Annotated in this window: 21 protein-coding genes; 10 read left to right on the top strand and 11 right to left on the bottom strand. The window is 64.2% G+C overall.

Annotated elements, in window-relative coordinates:
• Window positions 1-748: 748 nt before the first annotated feature.
• The 5 genes from F8E02_RS00485 to F8E02_RS00465 all read right to left on the bottom strand — a co-directional run bounded on the left by F8E02_RS00485 (window position 749) and on the right by F8E02_RS00465 (window position 4,979).
• Window positions 749-1,492, bottom strand: coding sequence for an MIP/aquaporin family protein (locus F8E02_RS00485; RefSeq protein WP_317063479.1), 744 nt, complete (start codon window positions 1,490-1,492; stop codon window positions 749-751).
• A 66-nt stretch (window positions 1,493-1,558) separates the two neighbouring features.
• Window positions 1,559-1,768: a DUF2180 family protein gene (locus tag F8E02_RS00480; RefSeq protein WP_317063478.1), complete on the bottom strand. Its 210-nt coding sequence runs from the start codon at window positions 1,766-1,768 to the stop codon at window positions 1,559-1,561.
• An 11-nt stretch (window positions 1,769-1,779) separates the two neighbouring features.
• On the bottom strand, window positions 1,780-3,279 hold the full coding sequence (locus F8E02_RS00475) for a DUF2193 domain-containing protein (RefSeq protein WP_317063477.1): 1,500 nt from the start codon (window positions 3,277-3,279) through the stop codon (window positions 1,780-1,782).
• Window positions 3,280-3,614: 335 nt separating this feature from the next.
• Window positions 3,615-4,616 (bottom strand): flap endonuclease-1, encoded by a 1,002-nt coding sequence (gene fen, locus F8E02_RS00470; RefSeq protein WP_317063476.1) that lies wholly within the window; start codon window positions 4,614-4,616, stop codon window positions 3,615-3,617.
• A gap of 48 nt (window positions 4,617-4,664) precedes the next feature.
• Entirely contained in the window at window positions 4,665-4,979 is a 315-nt protein-coding gene (locus F8E02_RS00465) for a hypothetical protein (RefSeq protein WP_317063474.1), read from the bottom strand.
• A 57-nt stretch (window positions 4,980-5,036) separates the two neighbouring features.
• Here F8E02_RS00465 and F8E02_RS00460 point away from each other — a divergent pair, with 57 nt between their 5' ends.
• The gene (locus F8E02_RS00460) at window positions 5,037-5,945 is read left to right on the top strand and encodes a presenilin family intramembrane aspartyl protease PSH (protein WP_317063472.1); all 909 of its coding nucleotides are present in this window, start codon (window positions 5,037-5,039) and stop codon (window positions 5,943-5,945) included.
• Here F8E02_RS00460 and F8E02_RS00455 read toward each other — a convergent pair.
• Window positions 5,881-6,864, bottom strand: coding sequence for an NOG1 family protein (locus tag F8E02_RS00455; protein WP_317063470.1), 984 nt, complete (start codon window positions 6,862-6,864; stop codon window positions 5,881-5,883). The genes F8E02_RS00460 and F8E02_RS00455 overlap by 65 nt on opposite strands.
• 48 nt (window positions 6,865-6,912) lie before the next feature.
• On the opposite strand from F8E02_RS00455, the gene F8E02_RS00450 reads away from it, so the two are divergent.
• From F8E02_RS00450 to F8E02_RS00440, 3 genes are all read left to right on the top strand, one after another.
• The gene (locus F8E02_RS00450) at window positions 6,913-7,791 is read left to right on the top strand and encodes a CBS domain-containing protein (protein WP_317063468.1); all 879 of its coding nucleotides are present in this window, start codon (window positions 6,913-6,915) and stop codon (window positions 7,789-7,791) included.
• A 144-nt stretch (window positions 7,792-7,935) separates the two neighbouring features.
• Entirely contained in the window at window positions 7,936-8,145 is a 210-nt protein-coding gene (locus F8E02_RS00445; RefSeq protein WP_292386548.1) for a histone family protein, read from the top strand.
• A gap of 293 nt (window positions 8,146-8,438) precedes the next feature.
• Window positions 8,439-8,696 (top strand): PRC-barrel domain-containing protein, encoded by a 258-nt coding sequence (locus tag F8E02_RS00440; RefSeq protein ID WP_317063463.1) that lies wholly within the window; start codon window positions 8,439-8,441, stop codon window positions 8,694-8,696.
• Here the strand turns inward: F8E02_RS00440 and F8E02_RS00435 are convergent.
• From F8E02_RS00435 to F8E02_RS00415, 5 genes are all read right to left on the bottom strand, one after another.
• Complete coding sequence (locus F8E02_RS00435) at window positions 8,654-9,376, bottom strand: phosphoglycolate phosphatase (protein ID WP_317063462.1); 723 nt, start codon at window positions 9,374-9,376, stop codon at window positions 8,654-8,656. The genes F8E02_RS00440 and F8E02_RS00435 overlap by 43 nt on opposite strands.
• Window positions 9,370-10,344: a DNA repair and recombination protein RadA gene (radA, locus tag F8E02_RS00430; protein WP_317063461.1), complete on the bottom strand. Its 975-nt coding sequence runs from the start codon at window positions 10,342-10,344 to the stop codon at window positions 9,370-9,372. Before radA ends, F8E02_RS00435 begins: the two co-directional genes overlap by 7 nt.
• A gap of 108 nt (window positions 10,345-10,452) precedes the next feature.
• A complete protein-coding gene (locus F8E02_RS00425; protein ID WP_317063460.1) occupies window positions 10,453-11,742 on the bottom strand; it encodes an OB-fold nucleic acid binding domain-containing protein in 1,290 nt (429 codons plus the stop codon).
• Window positions 11,743-11,749: 7 nt separating this feature from the next.
• On the bottom strand, window positions 11,750-13,042 hold the full coding sequence (gene lysA, locus F8E02_RS00420; RefSeq protein WP_317063459.1) for a diaminopimelate decarboxylase: 1,293 nt from the start codon (window positions 13,040-13,042) through the stop codon (window positions 11,750-11,752).
• Window positions 13,039-14,187: an LL-diaminopimelate aminotransferase gene (locus F8E02_RS00415; protein WP_317063458.1), complete on the bottom strand. Its 1,149-nt coding sequence runs from the start codon at window positions 14,185-14,187 to the stop codon at window positions 13,039-13,041. Before F8E02_RS00415 ends, lysA begins: the two co-directional genes overlap by 4 nt.
• 103 nt (window positions 14,188-14,290) lie before the next feature.
• Here F8E02_RS00415 and nifS point away from each other — a divergent pair, with 103 nt between their 5' ends.
• From nifS to F8E02_RS00385, 6 genes are read left to right on the top strand one after another with little or no spacing between them, the layout of a single operon-like run.
• Complete coding sequence (nifS, locus tag F8E02_RS00410; protein ID WP_317063457.1) at window positions 14,291-15,493, top strand: cysteine desulfurase NifS; 1,203 nt, start codon at window positions 14,291-14,293, stop codon at window positions 15,491-15,493.
• Window positions 15,493-15,924 (top strand): Fe-S cluster assembly scaffold protein NifU, encoded by a 432-nt coding sequence (nifU, locus tag F8E02_RS00405; protein ID WP_317063456.1) that lies wholly within the window; start codon window positions 15,493-15,495, stop codon window positions 15,922-15,924. Before nifS ends, nifU begins: the two co-directional genes overlap by 1 nt.
• Before the next feature lie 25 nt (window positions 15,925-15,949).
• Window positions 15,950-16,267, top strand: coding sequence for a divalent-cation tolerance protein CutA (gene cutA / locus F8E02_RS00400; RefSeq protein ID WP_317063454.1), 318 nt, complete (start codon window positions 15,950-15,952; stop codon window positions 16,265-16,267).
• Window positions 16,264-17,016, top strand: coding sequence for a formate dehydrogenase accessory sulfurtransferase FdhD (gene fdhD, locus F8E02_RS00395; RefSeq protein ID WP_317063452.1), 753 nt, complete (start codon window positions 16,264-16,266; stop codon window positions 17,014-17,016). Before cutA ends, fdhD begins: the two co-directional genes overlap by 4 nt.
• Window positions 17,013-17,489 carry a DUF1890 domain-containing protein gene (locus tag F8E02_RS00390; protein ID WP_317063450.1) on the top strand — a complete coding sequence of 159 codons (477 nt, stop codon included), beginning with the start codon at window positions 17,013-17,015 and terminating at the stop codon, window positions 17,487-17,489. The genes fdhD and F8E02_RS00390 overlap by 4 nt, the downstream gene beginning before the upstream one ends.
• Window positions 17,465-17,743 carry a DUF1894 domain-containing protein gene (locus tag F8E02_RS00385; RefSeq protein WP_317063448.1) on the top strand — a complete coding sequence of 93 codons (279 nt, stop codon included), beginning with the start codon at window positions 17,465-17,467 and terminating at the stop codon, window positions 17,741-17,743. The genes F8E02_RS00390 and F8E02_RS00385 overlap by 25 nt, the downstream gene beginning before the upstream one ends.
• Window positions 17,744-17,793: the final 50 nt, after the last annotated feature.

Here is a 17,793-nt window from a genome sequence, read left to right as displayed (position 1 = left end):
CCGAAATATATAAATGGTTCAGCCGGGAATGGAGTTCCGAGGGTAAATGTGAAGGTCATGGTGCAGGCACTCGCCTGCACCGGACACGCGCGGACTCCGGATCTCGGTCCGGGCAGGAGGATCAGCGTCCCTCTGCTCTCTCCACGCCAGGAGCTTCCGGGTGCCCGTCTCTTTCGCGGGCATCCGGGGCAAAACACGCGGCAACCCCGGTCCGCTCCTGCACCCGCCGCAAGCAGTCTACGACTCCATTCGACACAGGCGCATCCTCGGCTTTTTCCGGTAGATCCTGGCCGTCTCGCCGGGTCTCAGTATTTCGCTGTGACATCCGAGATCGAGCGATGCAGCCTCGGGTGGTGATTTAAAACAGGGTTAGCAGTATCCGGGCACTGGATTTGCATCTCCGATGTTCACGCTCACTGCTTTCGCAACTCGCACCTCTGTGCTCGAATTCCGTTCCCTTCGGGAAAGTTGTTCTTCGCGCCTTCGCGGCTTCGCGTGAGGCTTTAGTGCCCCCCTGTACTGAAATCTCACGCGAAGCCGCGAAGAACGCGAAGTGCGACTGCCTGCAGGGCAGGAGCATGAGCACCGTCAGGTGCGAGTTGCGAAGGGAAGTCAATGACCTGATCCCCGAGTGAACTGCTTCAAACATTTTCGCGAAGTACCGGGTCCTGAGTGTTCGATGCCGCGGCGGATCGCCTCTTACTCCTCCCGCCCGGAAAGCAAGCGCCAAAAGATGGGTGGGGGTGTATCAGACGTCGGAGAGGTAATCGTAGAGGTATGCGGCGAGCACCGCACCGACGATCGGGCCGATGATGTAGATGGGGAAGAACTCCCAGAGGTTCGGTCCCGCAAGGAGCCAGTCGCCGAGATAGGGCCCGAACGTGCGGGCGGGGTTCAACGACGCACCGGTCAGGTTCCCGGTCGTCGTGATGACGCCCGCGACGATGAGGCCCACCGCGAGGCCGGCGAACCCCGGCGGCGAGCGTTCGTCGACGGCGGCGCCCATGATGACGAGCATCAGGATGAACGTCCCGACGGCCTCGATGACGATCGCCTGCAGGTAGCCGATGCCGGGGAAGGGCGCCGTCGCCCCGAGTCCTCCGACGGCGACGGCGTCCGGGCCGACGGTCCAGGCGAAGAGAAGGCTCGCGGCCGCGGCGCCGACGAACTGCGCGACGATGTACGGGACCACCTCGCGGGCCGGGAACCGGCGGGTTGCAAAGAGGGCTATCGTCACCGCCGGGTTGATGTGGCAACCCGAGATCCTTCCGAGCGCGTAGATGGACCCGGCGACGGCGATACCGAAGGCGAGCCCTATGGCGAGCCAGTCGCCGAGGCCTCCGAGCGCCCCGATCCCGATGTTGAAGGGAGTCGACGGGGTGGTCCCTGCCGCGAGCATCAGCGTGACGACCGCGGCCCCGGCCCCGAAGAAGACCAGGATGAACGTCCCGACGGCTTCGGCGACGAATCGTTTTCCAAGGGATATTGTCATTCTTTCACCGGATATGTGATACCGATCATTACGGGTTGATGTTGCGCGAAGGCCTGCGAGCGCTCCTCACTTCCCATACAGCGCAGCATAGCACTCCGGGCAGAGAATGCGAGGCAACGGCGCCTTCACGCGCTTGCTGGGGAGCGGGTAGCCGCCCTCCCAGACGTCGACGTCCTTCCGGATGGCGTGCTCCATGCAGAGCCCCATCCCGCAGACGATGCAGATCGCCACCGCCTCGCTCTCTCCGCCCTCAAGGGCACAGATGTAGCACTTCACGGCAACACCCTCTAGACCGCCTCTTTCCACTGGCAGTAGCGTTGCCGCTGATCGACCAGGCTCGTCGTGGCGCAGTTCTTGCAGGCCCGTGCCGGGGCGGCCGCCGTGGCCTTATCGAGGGCGATGATGTTCGTCATCATCGTCGCCGTCACCGGTTCGCTCGTCAGGAGGCACGGGTAATCGGCAAGCCGCATCAGGGCCGAGAACCGGACGGTTATCGCGCAGGCCGGGTAGGCGTACCACTGCGGATTCATCAGCACCTTGTTCTCGTGGATGGGTGCAAGGTCGACGGGGTGCTTCCCGATCATGGGGGTCAGGGACTCGTCGGACCCGTTCCGGTTCTTCCGGGCCTTGTCGAGGAGTTTCCACCCGCGGTAGATCATGTCCATGAAGTCGCAGTTGTGGAGCTCCGCCGCGGCTCCCCGTGCAGGGTAGGCCTGGACGAAGTTGTGGAACCTCTTCGTGAGGAGGTCGACGACCATCGGGGCGCTGAAGGCATCCAGTTCGAGGATATACTCGGTTGCGGCGGCCGATGCGCCGGTGGCAAGCGTCAGGACGTCCCAGTAACTCTTGTACGAGTCGAGCGCTCCCCGGAGCGTGGAGTCCATCACCTCCGTGACCGCCTCGATAACCGCCATCACGACGTCGTCCTTGCACATGTTGAAGGTCGACTGCGCGATGTGGTGCGAGATGTCGCCGACACTGTAGGCCGGGATCGTCAGGATGTTGCCGTAATGGACGCCGTCATCGATCGCAGCCCTGACGGTCGATTCCATCCGCCGCCGGTACCCGCTCATGTACTTCCGCGGGTCAAACGAGGTCATCCCGGCGGCCTCCATCAGCTCCGCCTGGGCCTCGACCGGTTCGCGGTAGATCTTCTGCATCATCGCGATCTCTTTTGCCGTCGCCTCGGCGGGGGTGGCCCCGGCCTCGAGAGCGTGGGCGAAGGTGTCTCCGAATCCGTAGGAGGTGTTCATCGCCCAGGACTTGGCGGCGAGGATCGCCCGCTTGTGCTCGATGGGGATCTCGGTCTGCTTCAGGACCCGGTTCACGACGTTGCTCGTGCTTCCCGGGATCAGCGCGAAGTCGACGACGCAGGTGGGGCCGTAGAACCCGCCGTAGCGCCGCACCGCCTCAAGCCCGATCCGGGCCTCCGCATCGGCGACCGCCTGGATGAAGGCGTCGACGCTCTTTGCGAACGCTTCGTCCTGCTCCTTTAATATCTCGAGCACCACCGGGGTCTGGTAGTGCTCGACGAACGGGTCGTCCTCGGGCCGGACGGTCTTCGCAAGGCCGGTGAGGGTCTCGTAGTGCGAGATCACCGAGTTCTTGTGGAGGTCGATGACCGCCCGGCTCTGGTCGCCGATCGCCGTCATCTTCCTGACTTCATCTACGTAGGGTTTTGTGTCGGTGAGGACATACTCCTCGCCGCGCTTCGCCCTGACCGTGTTCACGTCCGCCCGCTGGGCGGCCATGGCCTCGTTAATCATCTTCTCGTAGAGTTCTCTCATCTGGATCACCTGGTGCTCTTGCGGCGGTCCCGGGGGATCACCGGGTTTGGCAGCGCTGCTCTGAGGACAGAGGTGCGAGTGCGAGGTCGAGGGAGAGGGGTCCGATCGGGAGAAGAGCGGTGAACGGTGGTCGAGAACGCTTGAACGGAAGTACGCTGGTTCGGTGTCGGTCCCTGCACGCTCCGTCTTGCCTTCGAAACTCCTATAGAGATTCGTCGATCGGCGTACTGGGTCGTTCTCGCATATATCTCTTGTGTCGCCCGCCGGAGCAGGCACCGGGATGAAAAACGGGTTGTTCCGGGGCGCCCGGCGCCTTCCGCGACCGTATCGCCGGATCAGAACCAGGCGTCGAGCGTCTTCTGCGTCGCCTTCACCGAGACCCGCGAGAGGGAACTCCTGACCCGGTCCTCGGAGAAGTCGTAGCGGTCGCAGAGCATCGCGACGACGCCTTCGACATCCGGCGGCCTCCAGTCGAGGGCGTAGTCGTCGGTGACGGGCGGGGCGAGGAAGAACTCCCGGACGGGCGCGGGATCGAAGTCGGGCATCTTCTCCGCGATCGTGGACGCGAACTCCCCCTTCTTCACGATCTTCAAGGCCGTCTTGCCGCCGACGCCCCGGACGCCCTGGTTGAAGTCCGTCCCCACCAGGATCCCGATCTCGACCAATTGCTCCCGCGTCACGCCGAGGCGGTCGGAGAGCGAGGAGAGGACGATCCGCTCGGGGTTCACCGTGATCGTCCGTCCCCGTGACTTCCGCCTGCCGCTGACCGTGAGGTTCCGCACCAGGACCGGGGAGCCGAAGAGGAGCGAGTCGTAGTCCTGCGAGACCGCGTAGGTCGCCATCCCCTTCCGGACCATGTGGGCCGCCTGGGCCTCGCCTTCGCTCGGCGCCTGGACCCGGGGGATCCCGAGGAGGTCGAGGAGTTCGTGGGACGACTCGATGATATGGCTGTCGATACGGGTGGATGCGCTCGCCTGCCGATAGGCCTCCTCCGTATCGCCCTCCTGGATCGCCGCCTTCCACGCCTCGTCGGCCCTCGCGCGGACGAGCCGCCGCTCCTCGATCGTCCCCTGCTTGAACTCCGGCGGTCTGCCGTCGAAGACGTAGACCGGCCGGATTCCCTTCTCCAGGAAGTTGACCGTCCGGAAGAGGATGCCGGAGAGGTGCGAGGTGACGCGGCCCGCACCGTTCATCAACGGGGTGCCGTCGGGCTGCCGGATGATGGAGAGGAACTGATAGAGCGCGTTGTGAGCGTCCACTGCGGCGATACCGGCGAGGTCTTCCCACGCCACCGGTTCCTTGCAGTCGGAGAGGATATCCCGAATTGCGACGCCCATGTTACCTACTTATGAGTGAGGGAAGAGCCATTAAGATGGCGGTCCGGTTCAGCGGTACATCCGCCGGGAGAGCCCGTCGACGATCTCCTCGATGTGGCTGACCGTGTTGTCGTATCTGGCGCTCATCGTCTTTCCCATCTCCTCCATATTCACGCGCATGGTGCGCTCCCGCTGCGCAACACTCTTCTCGAGGCTGACGACCTTCATGCCGAGGGATATGAGTAGTCCTCCGAGCGAGAGCATCATGAATGTTGCAGCGACCGCTATGACCAGGTCCTGCCAGAACCGCATCACCAGCACGACGGTGGAGACCACCATCACGATGGTGAGAACGATGTCGCCGATGAGTTCGCGAATCTCCATATTTTAAAGTGATGAGGATGCATTAATTAACCTACCTAAAATGAATGGAGTAGTATAATGCAGATACGCGACTGGCTGCCGTTTCTTGGGATGCCCCTTATGCTCCTGTTCGTCCAGGTGATTGCGATCGTCCTCGTTCTCCCCATGCAGGCGGCGGGACTCGTTGCGTTCGAGGATCCCGAGTCGGTCGCAAATCCCCTGCTCTTCATCGGGATGCTGCTCGTATTCACGCTGGTCCTCCTCCTCCTGATCCGGTTCGGGGGACGGCGCTTCATCGCCGTATTCATCGGCCTTGCCATGTTCATGACGTTCGTCTACATCTTCTCGGCGCTCTCCATCCTCGCGTTCGGGATGAACGACGTCGCTGCAATCGGGGCGCTCATCGCCGCCGGAGGGGCGACGGCGCTCCTCTACCTCTACCCGGAGTGGTACGTCATCGACGTCCTCGGCGTGCTGGTCTCCGCCGGCGTCGCATCCATCTTCGGGATCTCCCTCGCCATCCTGCCGGTGCTCGTCCTGCTCGTCCTGCTCGCCGTCTACGACGCGATATCGGTCTACCGGACAAAGCACATGATCACCCTCGCCGAGGGCGTCATCGAGACGAAAGCCCCGATCATGGTCGTGGTCCCGAAACGGGCGGACTACTCGTTCCGGCGGGAAGGTCTCAGCATCGAGGAGGGAAAAGAGCGGGGCGCGTTCCTGATGGGCATGGGAGACCTGATCATGCCCTCGATCCTCGTCGTGTCCTCGCACGTCTTCGTGGATGCGCCCGCGGTCCTCTGGATACTCTCGGCACCGACCCTCGGCGCGATGATCGGGTCGCTCGCGGGCCTTGCGGTGCTCCTTTACTTCGTCAACACGGGGAAGCCCCAGGCGGGGCTCCCACCCCTGAACAGCGGGGTTATTGCTGGCTTTCTGGTTGGGGCGGCTCTCGCAGGTTCGTTTGGGTGGCTGCCGCCACTCTGAACGTGAGGAGGAGGTCGAGGACCGCCTCCACCCCGTCGCCGGTGAGCGTGGACATCGCCGGATAACCTTCGATCCCCCGGATATCCGCTTTGTTGACGACCGTCACCACCGGCACGTCGACGAGCCCGCGGACCTCGTCGAGGAGCCGCAGTTGCTCATCGAGCGAGTAACCGCAGTGCTCGCTTGCGTCCAGGATGAAAAGGACGACGTCGGCCGTGTTGATGATGGCGCTGACCGCCTGCCGCTCGATGGGGTTCCGCTCGTCCGCGGGCCGCTCGAGGACGCCGGGGGTGTCGATGAGCTGGATACGCTCGCGTTTGGCGATATCCCGGTGGCCGACGATGATCCCCTTCGTCGTGAACGGGTAGGAGGCGATCTCGGGCTCGGCCGTCGAGACGAGCCTGATGAACGACGATTTCCCCACGTTCGGGAACCCCGCCACCACCACGGTGAAGTCTTCCTCGGTCACGTGCGGGAGTTTCCGGAGGATGTTCCTGGCCTCATTGAGGAAGAGGAGGTCGTCTCCCACCTGGTGAACGATCGAGGCGATCCGGGCGACGGCCTGTTTCCGGGACCGATCGGTGTCATCGGCGTACCGGATGTTCCGGGCGTAGCCCGAGCCGATGACCTTGACCTGGTCGGCCGCCCAGGTGACGGCGCCGAGGGACTTCTTCATCCGGTCGAGCGAGAGGAGGATATCGGTCACCTCCTGGTAGAAGGGGGGAAGGCGCTCGAAGCTCGGGAACGAGCTGACCACGCTCTTCAGCTTGTCGTGGATGGCGCTTCCGACCGCTCTCACGAACTCTTCATTTGCCCTGTCGACGTTGGTCTTCAGTTTCTTCTTGGCTGCTGCCCTGCGAAAACTCCGGTCGAGCACTTCGTCTGCCGTCGGAACGGTCGGTATGGTTTCAAATTCCACTGCACGCACAACCTAATGTATTTAAACAACGTATAATGAGTGATAATTATGGATCTTTCCCCGATTCAGAAGGATATCCTGATAACCCTGATTACCTTATATCATCAGTCTTCCCACTCTATAAAAGGTGAGGAGATCGCGGAGGTGCTGAAGCGCAACCCGGGCACCGTCCGTAACCAGATGCAGGCATTGAAGGCGCTCAGCCTTGTCGACGGCGTCCCCGGTCCCAAGGGCGGCTACAGCCCGACCGCACGCGCGTACAAGGAGCTGAACCTCGGGGATCTCGAAAGCCAGTTTGAAGTGCCGATCTTCCGCGACGGGGAGAAGGTGAAGGGCGTCCGGGTCGTGGAGCTCGATTTCACCACCCTCTGCCACCCTGACCTCTGCCAGGCGATGGTCCGGATCATCGGGAGCGTGAAACTCTTCAGGGTGGGCGACAGGGTCACGATCGGGCCGACGCCGGTGAACAAACTCGTCGTCCGGGGCGAGATCTACGGGATGGACGAGAACCAGCAGGCGCTCCTCTTCAGCGTCTCGGAGATGATATCGCTCCCGAAGAAGCCGATCAAGCACTATATGACCTCGCCCCTCCTGACCCTGCCCTTGGACGCCACGCTCCGGGATGCGGTACGGCTCTTTACCGTGCACCGAATCCACGGGGCGCCGGTGATCGAGGACGGCAGCCTTGCAGGTATCGTGACGCTGAGCGATATCGCCCGCGGCCTCGACGAGGGGCTGACGCTCGATGCGCCTGCGGCACGGGTCATGACGACGGATGTGGTGGAGGCGCCGTCGTCGATCCGGCTCTATGAACTCGTGGGCCGGTTCAAGGAACGGGAGATCGGGAGGGTGATTGTGGTCGAGGACGGGAAGCCCGTCGGGATCGTTACCCAGACCGATATAATTCGGGTCTTTCCCTCACTTTAATACCCTCCCCGTTCTGAATTTTCCACTCCGACCCTTCTGGAGACGGATAAGTATTTATATGAGAATACCTATGGTGCTTCTGTAAAACGAGTTCTGTTTGAGAGTACATTTCACAGAGCTCAATGAAAAGGGGGAAATGAGAACATGACTGATATACCTCTGGCACCTGTTGGCAGAATCGTGAAAAAGTCCGGCGCGGAACGTGTGAGTTCCGATGCCAATGAAGAGCTTGCAAAACTGATGGAACAGTACGCCTCACGGATCGCGAAAGAAGCGATCAAACTCGCGGGTCACGCGGGCAGGAAGACGGTCAAGGCAACCGACGTTCGTATGGCTGCCGAGACCGTGAGATGAATCAATCCCGCATCCATTTTTTACGGTCCGGGGGGACGAACCCCGCCGCCCCGGTTCTGAAGATTCTTTCCCGGCATCGGGATGTATCCGTGACGCAACCTTCGGGCGCTCACAGGATTACGGTCTGCGTGCTCCCGGTCCTGGAGGCACGGGGCTCTCTTGCGGGAGATCCGGTTGTTTATCGTGGGTAGCGCAGGCGGCGATCCTGTCGGGATGCGGATCCCGGAAAACCAGTTTTGCGGCGTTTCGAGGATTTGGAATTCTTAAAATAGTACAAACACCCCACGCTCTGTATGAGCAAAACATTCTGCCATGCCCTTGCCAAGAAGAGGGTGATGAGTGACGACGGCGTACTCATCGGGACTCTCAAGAACATCATGGTCGACCTCGATTCCGGGGGAATCGTCGACCTGATCGTCATACCGGATAAGACGTTCAGGACCGAGGGATACCGGATGGATGAGGACAGGATGCTCGTGCCGTTTGAGGCGGTAAAGAACGTAAAAGATTATATTGTTGTTAAGCGGGACCTGATGAAGAGGTCCGGATAATACTTTTTTACCGCTTCGACGAAGCCGTCCCCGTAGGTTCTTTCTGAGACCCAGTCGGCCGCCGATCGGGTCGGGGCCGGAGCATTTGCAACCGCGACGCCGACGCCGGCAACCTCGAGCATCTCGATATCGTTCTCGGAGTCGCCGATGGCCATCATCTCCGAGGGGAGGATCCCCATCTCGCCGGCAAGCTCGCGGAGCGCCGTCCCCTTGTTCACGCCGAGCGCCTGGAGGTGGATGGCAAACCCGGTATCGAGCAGCCTGACCGGGAGGTGGCGGTCGCGAATGACTGCCCGGGCCTCGTCGGGGTCGATGTTCCGGGCAAATGCCACGTCGGCGAACCGGTACTGGGCGCTGAAGAGTTCGAGGTCGGTGCCCTTATCGGCAAAATAATCTCTCAAGACCTCGAATGCGCCCGTGCTGGCGTCTTTGTCGCCGGCGATCCGGAGGGTGCCGGGAAACTCCCTCCGGTAGACGCCGCCGTTCTCGCCGATGATCGTCCCGTCCGTCCCGACCATCTTGCAGAGGCCGTCCATGAAGCAGACGGTGTTGCCGCTCGCAAGGACGACCTCCACACCGGCGTCGACGAGCGTCCGGATGGCCTCGACGGCCCCGGTGTTGATCCGCCGGCGCTGGTCGGTGATGGTGCCGTCGACGTCTGTGACGAGCGCCTTTAACACGGTTTGAGCCCTGCCTGTTCGACCATGAAGGGCGCCTCACCTTCGGGGAGGTTCGGGCTGTCGACAAGGCGGGCGACCCTCTTGCCGCCCTTGCTCTTACGGAGGTAGAGCCGGAAGGTCGCGGTGTGGCCGACGATGTTGCCGCCGATCGGTTTCGTGGGGTCGCCGAAGAGGACGCCGGGGTTCGACATCACCTGGTTGGTCACGAGGCCGACGGCGTTGTGGTCGTCGATCAGTTTTAAGAGGTCGTGCATGTGCCGGTTCAGTTTCTGCTGCCGGGGAGCGAGGGTGCCTCTCCCTGCGTACTCCGACCGGAAGAGGGACGTCAGCGAGTCGATGACGAAGAGCCTGACCGGGTAGTCGGAGGTGCGCAGGTCGTTTGCGAGTTCCCGTGCGGTGTCGAGGAGCAGCATCTGGTGGTCGGAGCTGTGCGCCCGTGCGACGTGGATCCGCCCGAGGACCTCGTCGATCGTGCCGAGGTCCGCCGGATCGGAGAGCCCGTTGAGCATCTGCTCGATACGCTCCGGGCGGAACGTGTTCTCGGTGTCGACGTAGATGACCCCGCCGGCGAGGCCGCCGAGGTCCTCGGGGAGCTGGGCGTTGACGGCCATCTGGTGGACGAGCTGGCTCTTCCCTGACCCGAACTCGCCGTAGACCTCGGTGATCGCCTGGGTCTCGAGACCGCCGCCGACCAGTTCGTCGAACTCGGGAACCAGGGTCCTGAGCTTCTTGATGTCCTTCCTCTTGTCGAGGATGTCGCGGCCCGTCTTGAATCCGCCGATATCCGCCATCTTCCGGGCGGCGAGGATCACCTTCTTTGCAGTTGCTTCGCCGATCTCCGCTGCCTCGGCGAGATCGGACGTGGTGGCCGTTGCGACGCTCTCGACGGTCCCGTACCCCGCCTCACGGAGTTTCTCTGCTGTAGTTGCCCCGACGCCGGGTAAATCTTCAAGATCAATCTCTGACATCTTATTCCTCACTTGATCTCTCTGTGTGTTCTGGTATGCTACACTAAGAGTCTTTAGCGTGAGACATAAAGGTGGCTCGCCGTGCGGGGTGAAAGTGAAGGGCGGGGATCAGGCCCCGCCGGAGAGTCGGTCCAGGCGGCGGTGGAGATCGTCGGGATCGGGCGGTACCGCCTCCACGTCGTCGAGAAGGATCACGCCCCGGTGGACGGTTCCCCGCCCGCGCACCCGGATTCCGACGGGCAGGGGTTCCGCGAGGAGGTAACAGGCCTCGCCGGTCTCAAGAGCGGCCCCGCGGGCCGTGGGGATGATTGTTCCTTCGACATCGATCTCCTTCTCCTCCCCGGCGACGACGACAAGAGCGCTCCCCCAGGAGACATGGATCTCGAGATCCCCCTGCCGTCCCCGTTTCGCGGCCGCGTTGTAGACCTCGATCAGGTCGCCGGGAGCGAGGTGCTCCTCCGCCCGCTCTCCCCAGACGACGACCGGGACCTCCCCGGTTGCGTCGGCGAGGACCAGGTTCCGGACAGAGGACTGCCGCCCGTTCCGCGTGACAAACGATCGGGCGGGCTGGACGCGGACGACCGTTCCCGCAAGCGAGTAGGAGCCCCCTTCCTTTACGTCCGCGACCGGGTCCGTCGGAACGGCGATCTCCCGGCAGGAGGGGAGGAGAGATGCCGCATCGCCGAGGCTGTACTCAAGCCCCTGCTCGCTCTCCCGTGCGGTTGCGCCGCGGATGACGACGTTTGCCCCCGGCATCGCGCCTTCGAGGACGGCCGGCGACCAGGCGACGAGCCGGAAGACTCCGTCCTCGTTCCCGATCACCGCTTCGACCATCTCTCCCTCGCTCCCGTCGCGCCGCTTGAACGTCCGCGGGCTCCCGACCGCGATCAGCCTGACCTCGAGATCGCCTGCCGGGCCGGGAGAGGCGGCGGAGGGCCCCGTCTCGTCCGGGCAGGCGATCTCGCACGTCGCCTTCTGGACGGCGGCGGCGGTGACGTCGGGGATCTTCCCGCCGCCCTTCGGCCGGCCGAGGATCTCGAGCACATCGCCCGCCTCGATCTCGCGGACCGCGCCGGCCTTCTCGTCCCAGAGGGTCAGCCTGGCCCTCCCGGTCTCGTCGCCGACCGTCACGTTCGCGACGATCCCGGTCGTGCCGTCCTGCCGCTCGAACTCCTTGGGCTCGCCGACGTCGAGGACCTTCGCGAAGAAGCAGACGAGGCTGGAGGCCCCGGCGATCTCGCGGACCCGGACGTGCGAGCGGCCGAGGTCTTTGACGACCAGCATCGCCGCGGTCTGTTCGTCGAGGAGATCTCCCGCCTCCACCACCTTCTCTTCCACCCGGCGGTCGAACTCCTCTTTCGCGAGGAGGTCGTCGACCAGGAGGTAATGGAAGTTCACGTCGATCTCATTCCTGCCAGGGCGGCGTCACCATCGGGGCGGTCAGGTCATCGACCGTCTCGGCCCGGCGCATCAGTGCCGCCCTGTTGCCCGCGAGGAGGACCTCGGCGCACCGGGGGCGGCTGTTGTACTGCGACGACATCGCAAACCCGTAGGCCCCGGCGTCCAGCACCGCGATGATGTCGCCTGCGGCAAGTTCGGGCAGCATACGATCTTTTGCCAGGATGTCGCCCGTCTCGCAGATCGGCCCGGTGACGGAGTACTCCCGGACCGCGGGCGCGTCCGCTTTGTTCGCCGCGACGACCTCGTGGTAGGAGTCGTACATCGTCGGCCGGACCAGGAGGTTGAACCCGGCGTCGACGTTCGCGAACGTCTTGTGGGCGGTCTTGACGGAGTTGACCCGCGTGAGAAGCACTGTCGAGTCGGCGACGAGCCACCGGCCGGGCTCGACCCAGAGTTCGGGCTCGATCCCGAGCTCTTTGATGCCGCGGAGGAAGATCGGCATCACCGCTCCGGCGTACTCCTCCGGTGTCGGGGCCCGGTCGGTCTCGCGGCGGTAGGGGATGCCGAGACCGCCCCCGATATCGATGAACTTCGGGTTTACCCCGATCTCGATCAGGTCGCGGGCGACACCGATCAGGACCTCCACCTCGCGGGCGAAGGGCTCCACGGCCAGGATCTGCGAGCCGATGTGGCAGTGGATCCCGATGGGGTTGACGTGCTCGAGGGCGAGCGCCTCCCGGTAGGCATCAAGGATCCGGGCTGCGGGGATACCGAACTTGCTCGTGGCAAGACCGGTCGCGATCTTCGGGTGGGTCGGGACCTCGATCGCCGGGTTGACCCGGAAGGCGATATCGACGGTCTTGCCCGCCTCCCCGGCCGCGGCGTCGAGCTGCCGGAGTTCGTCGGGCGAGTCCACCGAGACCCGGATCCCCTTCTCGACCGCGAGGGCGAGGTCTGCGGGTGTCTTTGAGCTCCCGTTGAAGAGGAGTGAGGCCGGGCGCATCCCGGCGGCGAGGGCGAGCGCGACCTCTCCTGCGGAGAAGACATCGGCCCCGGCGCCCTGTGACGCGAGGATCTTAAAGATCGCGAGGTTGCCGTTCGCCTTTGCGGCGTAGAGGAGCCTGACCTTCGGGTAGTGGGCGGTGAGCGCGCCGGAGAGCCTCTGGAAGTTCTCGCGGATCCTATCCTCGCTCGTGACGTAGAGCGGGGTGCCGAACCTTCCGGCGAGTTCGACGGTGTCGTGCTCGCCGATCGCGAGGCGGCCGTCCCGGACCGAAAGGTGGGAGGGGAGGATCACAGGTCGAGCCCCCGCATCCGCTCTACGGCCTCGTCGATCCGCTCGATGGAGCGGGTGATCGCGAACCGGACGAACCCTTCGCCGTTCTTCCCGAACCCTACTCCGGGGGTCGCGACGATCCCGGCCTGGTCGAGGAGCTTCGCGGAGAAGGCCATGCAGTCGTCGACCGGCGCCCAGACGTAGAAGGTCGCCTTCGGGGCACGGACGTCAAGGCCGATCTCGGAGAGGCCTTTCACGAGCGCGTCCCGCCGCTCCTGGTAGATGCCGCAGGCCTGCTGCACGCAGTCCTGGGGCCCGGTGAGCGCGGTGATCGCGGCGTGCTGGATGGCGTCGAACGCGCCCGAGTCGACGTTGGTCTTGACCCGGCCGAGCCCGGCGATGATCTCGGGGTTCCCGCAGGCCATCCCGATCCGCCACCCGGTCATGTTGTAGGTCTTCGAGAGCGAGTGCATCTCGATCCCGACCTCCATCGCGCCGTCGACTTCGAGGAACGAGGGCGCCTTATAGCCGTCGAAGGTGATCTCGGAGTAGGCGTTGTCGTGGACGACGATGATGTTGTGCTCCCGCGCGAACTCGACGACCTCCTCAAAGAACGAGAGGGGTGCGATTGCGGCCGTGGGGTTGTTCGGGTAGTTGATAAACATCAACTTCGCCTGTTTCACGACGTCGGCGGGGATATCCTCAAGGACCGGGAGGAAGTCGTTCTCCGCCCTGATGGGGAGTTCGTGGACCTTTCCCTCGGCAAAGAGGGTGGAGGTCTTGTAGACGGGGTAGCCGGGATCGGCGGCGAGGACGACCTCGCCCGGGTTGACGAACGCCTCGGCGATGTGGGCGATGCCCTCCTTGGACCCGATGAGCGCGAGGACCTCTTTCTTTGCCTCCAGGTCGATGCCGAACCTGCCCTTGTACCAGTCGGCCACCGCCTGGCGGTAGGCGAGCATCCCGGTGTAGGAGGGGTAGTGGTGGTTCTTCGGGTCCCGGGCCGCGGTGCAGAGCGCCTCCACGATATGCGGCGGGGTGGGGAGGTCGGGGTCGCCGACCCCGAGGTCGATGACATCGACGCCCTGGCGCATTTTCTCCTCTTTCATCGCATCGATGCGTGCAAAAAGGTAGGGGGGAAGGTGATCCATCCGTCTTGAGTACATTATCAGATATTGCGCACGGAACCCTATCTAATTTCTTGCTCGGCCCAACGATGCTTCCGGGCCGGCAACGCTGATACGATAGCAGGCCCAACGCTGTAGCGGAATGAGCAATCAGGATCAGCGTCCCGTGTACATGGACCACGCGGCGACGACATTCACGAAACCCGAAGTCCTCGCGGCGATGGAGCCGTACTTCTCCCGATACTTCGGGAACCCCTCCTCCCTCTACCGGTTCGCCGGCGAGCCCCGGAAAGGTGTCGAGGCGGCGCGGGGGCAGGTGGCGGCGGCTCTCGGCGCGACCCCCGGGGAGATCTACTTCTGCGCCGGCGGGAGCGAGGCCGACAACTGGGCGATCAAGGGCGTCGCCCTCGCGAACCACAAGCGCGGCGACCACATCGTCACGACCGCGATCGAGCACCACGCGGTCCTCCACACCTGCGAGTGGCTCGAGAAGCAGGGGTTCTCCGTCACCTACCTCCCCGTGGATAAGTTCGGCCGGGTGGACCCGGGCGAGGTCGAGGAGGCGATCACGGGCCGGACGATCCTCGTCTCGGTGATGGCGGCGAACAACGAGATCGGGACGGTCCAGCCGATCGCCCGGATCGGCAAAATTGCGCGCGACCGCGGCGTCCTCTTCCACACCGACGCCGTCCAGGCGGTGGGAGCGGTCCCGATCGATGTGGACGCGATGGGGATCGACCTCCTCTCGCTCTCGGCCCACAAGTTCTACGGCCCGAAGGGGATCGGGGCGCTCTACGTCCGGCGGGGGAGCCGGCTTGAGAACCTCGTCCACGGGGGCGGCCAGGAGCGCGGCCGGCGGGCCGGGACCGAGAACGTCCCCGGGATCGTCGGCCTGGGGCGGGCGATCGAACTTGCGACCGCCGATATCGAGGGGCATAACCGCCGGCTCGCCGCGATGCGGGACCGCCTGATCCGGGGCGTCCTCGACGCGATCCCGGACTCCCGGCTGAACGGCCACCCGACCGAGCGGCTCGCGAACAACGCGAACTTCAGTTTCCGCTACGTCGAGGGGGAGTCCATCCTGCTGATGCTCGACGCCCGCGGGATCGCGGCCTCGACGGGGAGCGCCTGCTCCTCGGCGTCGCTTGAGCCCTCGCACGTGCTGCTCGCGACCGGCCTTCCTCACGAAGAGGCGCACGGCTCGCTCCGGCTCACCCTCGGCGACGCGAACTCAGAGGAGGACGTCGACTACGTCCTCGAAGTGCTCCCCGACGTGATCGGGCGGCTCCGGCAGATCTCGCCGCTGACGCCGCCTGCCGGCAAAAAAGTGCAGGAGGCCGAGTGATGTATACAGAGAGAGTGATGGAAGAGTTCACGAACCCCAAGAACGTGGGCGAGCTTGCGGACGCCGACGGCGTCGGCGAGGTGGGGAGCCCGTCCTGCGGGGATATCATGCGCATCTACCTCAAGATCGAGGACGACCGGATCACCGACGTCCGGTTCAGGACGTTTGGGTGCGCAGCGGCGATCGCCTCGAGTTCGATGGCCACACGGATGATCCGGGGGATGACCCTCGACGAGGCGTGGGACCTCTCGAACGGCGACGTCGTCGCGGCCCTCGGCGGCCTCCCCGACGCGAAGGTCCACTGTTCGCTCCTCGCCCGGGACGCGATCCGGGCCGCCGTCAACGACTACCGGGCCCGCCGGGGGCTTCCTCCGCGGGAGACGGGTTCCTGCGGCGGGGACGGGTGCGGCTGCCACCCCAAGAACGGTTAAATACGGACGCTACGAAGGTAACACCATGGTTCTCCCGGAATATATCGTGGTCTTCTGCACGGCTCCCGCCGGCGAGGCGGAGGCGATCGCGAAGGCGCTCGTCGATGCCCGGCTCGCCGCCTGCGTGAACGTCACCGGCGTGCAGTCCTGCTACCGCTGGGAGGGGGCGGTTCACGACGAACCGGAACGGCTCCTGATCGTCAAGACGCGGCAGAGCCTCCTCGACCCGCTCATCGCGAGGATCAAGGGGCTCCACAGTTACGAGGTTCCCGAGATCATCGCGATGCCGATCGTCGGGGGCTACGCGCCGTACCTCGACTGGATACGGGAGGAGACAACATGATGGAGATCGTCTGCCGCGCAGGCGTCCAGGTGACGGGCGAGGGCGCGCGCGAGGTCCACGACGATATCATCGTCGAGGACCGCGTCAGGCTCTTCCTGAACGATGAACCCCTGACAACCCTGGTGGCGAGCGCCGATCGCCTCGACGACCTCGGCGTGGGGTTCGTCATCAGCGAGGGGCTCGTCGATGCGGTCGACGCGGTGGAGGTCGAAGGAAACGACGTCCGTATCACCGCCCCGGCCCGGAGGGACGTCGAGCTCGCGACGGAGTCGTCGGGGGGCTCCTGCGCGCTCTGCGAGCCGAAGCGGGTCGGATCCTCGATCACCGTCACGGCAGAGACGATCCGTGCGGTCACGGCATCGATCGAGTCCGAGGTCTGGCGGAAGACGGGGGCCGTCCACTGCTCGGTCCTCTTCTGCGACGGCGAGTTCGTCACCCGGGCCTGCGATGTCGGCCGGCACAACACCGTCGACAAGGTCGTGGGCTACGCGGCCCTCCGGGGGCTCGACCGGTCGACCTGCATCCTCGGCTGTACCGGGAGGCAACCGGCGGGGATGGTCGCGAAGGCGGCGAACGCGGGTATCCCGATCGTCGTCTCCCGTGCCGCCTCGACCGATCGCGGCATCCTGACGGCGGAGCGGGCGGGGCTCACCCTGGTCTGCTTCTCGCGGGGGGAGCGGTTCACCATCTACACGCATCCGGAGCGTGTATCCGACATCTTTGAGGAACTGGAGAAGGCCAGAGCATGACAGAGGAGAACCAGAAGACTGCACTGATCCTGCTCGGATGCCCGCAGGTCCCGGTCCAGACGAGCATGGCGCTCTACCTGGTCCACGGCTTGAAGGAGCATGGCATCCGGCCGGTGGTCGCCGGGACGGTGGCCGCGCGGAGACTGATGGAGGTCGCCGACCCCGGCAGATTCTACCTTGGGGAGATGGCCGACCTCGACGAAACGATCGACGAGATCACGGAGAAGCAGCGGGACTTCGACCTCTGCTTCGTCTTCATCCACAACGACTCCGGGGTCGCCTACGCGGGCACCATGGCCTATATCTCGAAGGCACGGGTCTACGCGCTCCTCTTCGGGGAGCACGCGGAAGATCTCGCCGGCGAGATCGAGTTCCCCTGCGAGGTCGTCGCGGCGAAGGCCGTGCACAACCCGATGCCGTTGAAGCGCAAACTTGACGAGGTGATGAGATGGGCGGCTGTCTCGAAGCGTTAAAACCCGAGATTCTCTTCTCGCAGGCCTCCTTTAAGGAGGCGCGGGACTATATCAAGACGAACGTCCGTGAATACTACGAGGTCGAGCCGGGCTACAAGATCTTCGACGTCCACATCATCGGCGTTCCGCCGCTCTATGTCGGCGTCGAGGGCGATTACGTGATCTTCCCCTACACCAAGCCCTGCCACGGGACGTTCGTGGTGAAGGTCGTGGGCGGCGAGGAGATCGAGCGGCTGCGGGCGAGGAAGAAGTAGCACCATTTTTTTCTTGAGGGGATCCCCGGTTCGTGTTTCACCCGTCGGGC

This window comes from Methanoculleus caldifontis, assembly GCF_032842345.1.
Classification (GTDB): Archaea; Halobacteriota; Methanomicrobia; order Methanomicrobiales; family Methanoculleaceae; genus Methanoculleus; species Methanoculleus caldifontis.
Note: the sequence above shows the minus strand (reverse complement) of the source record. Positions and strands in the feature narration are given on the sequence as shown.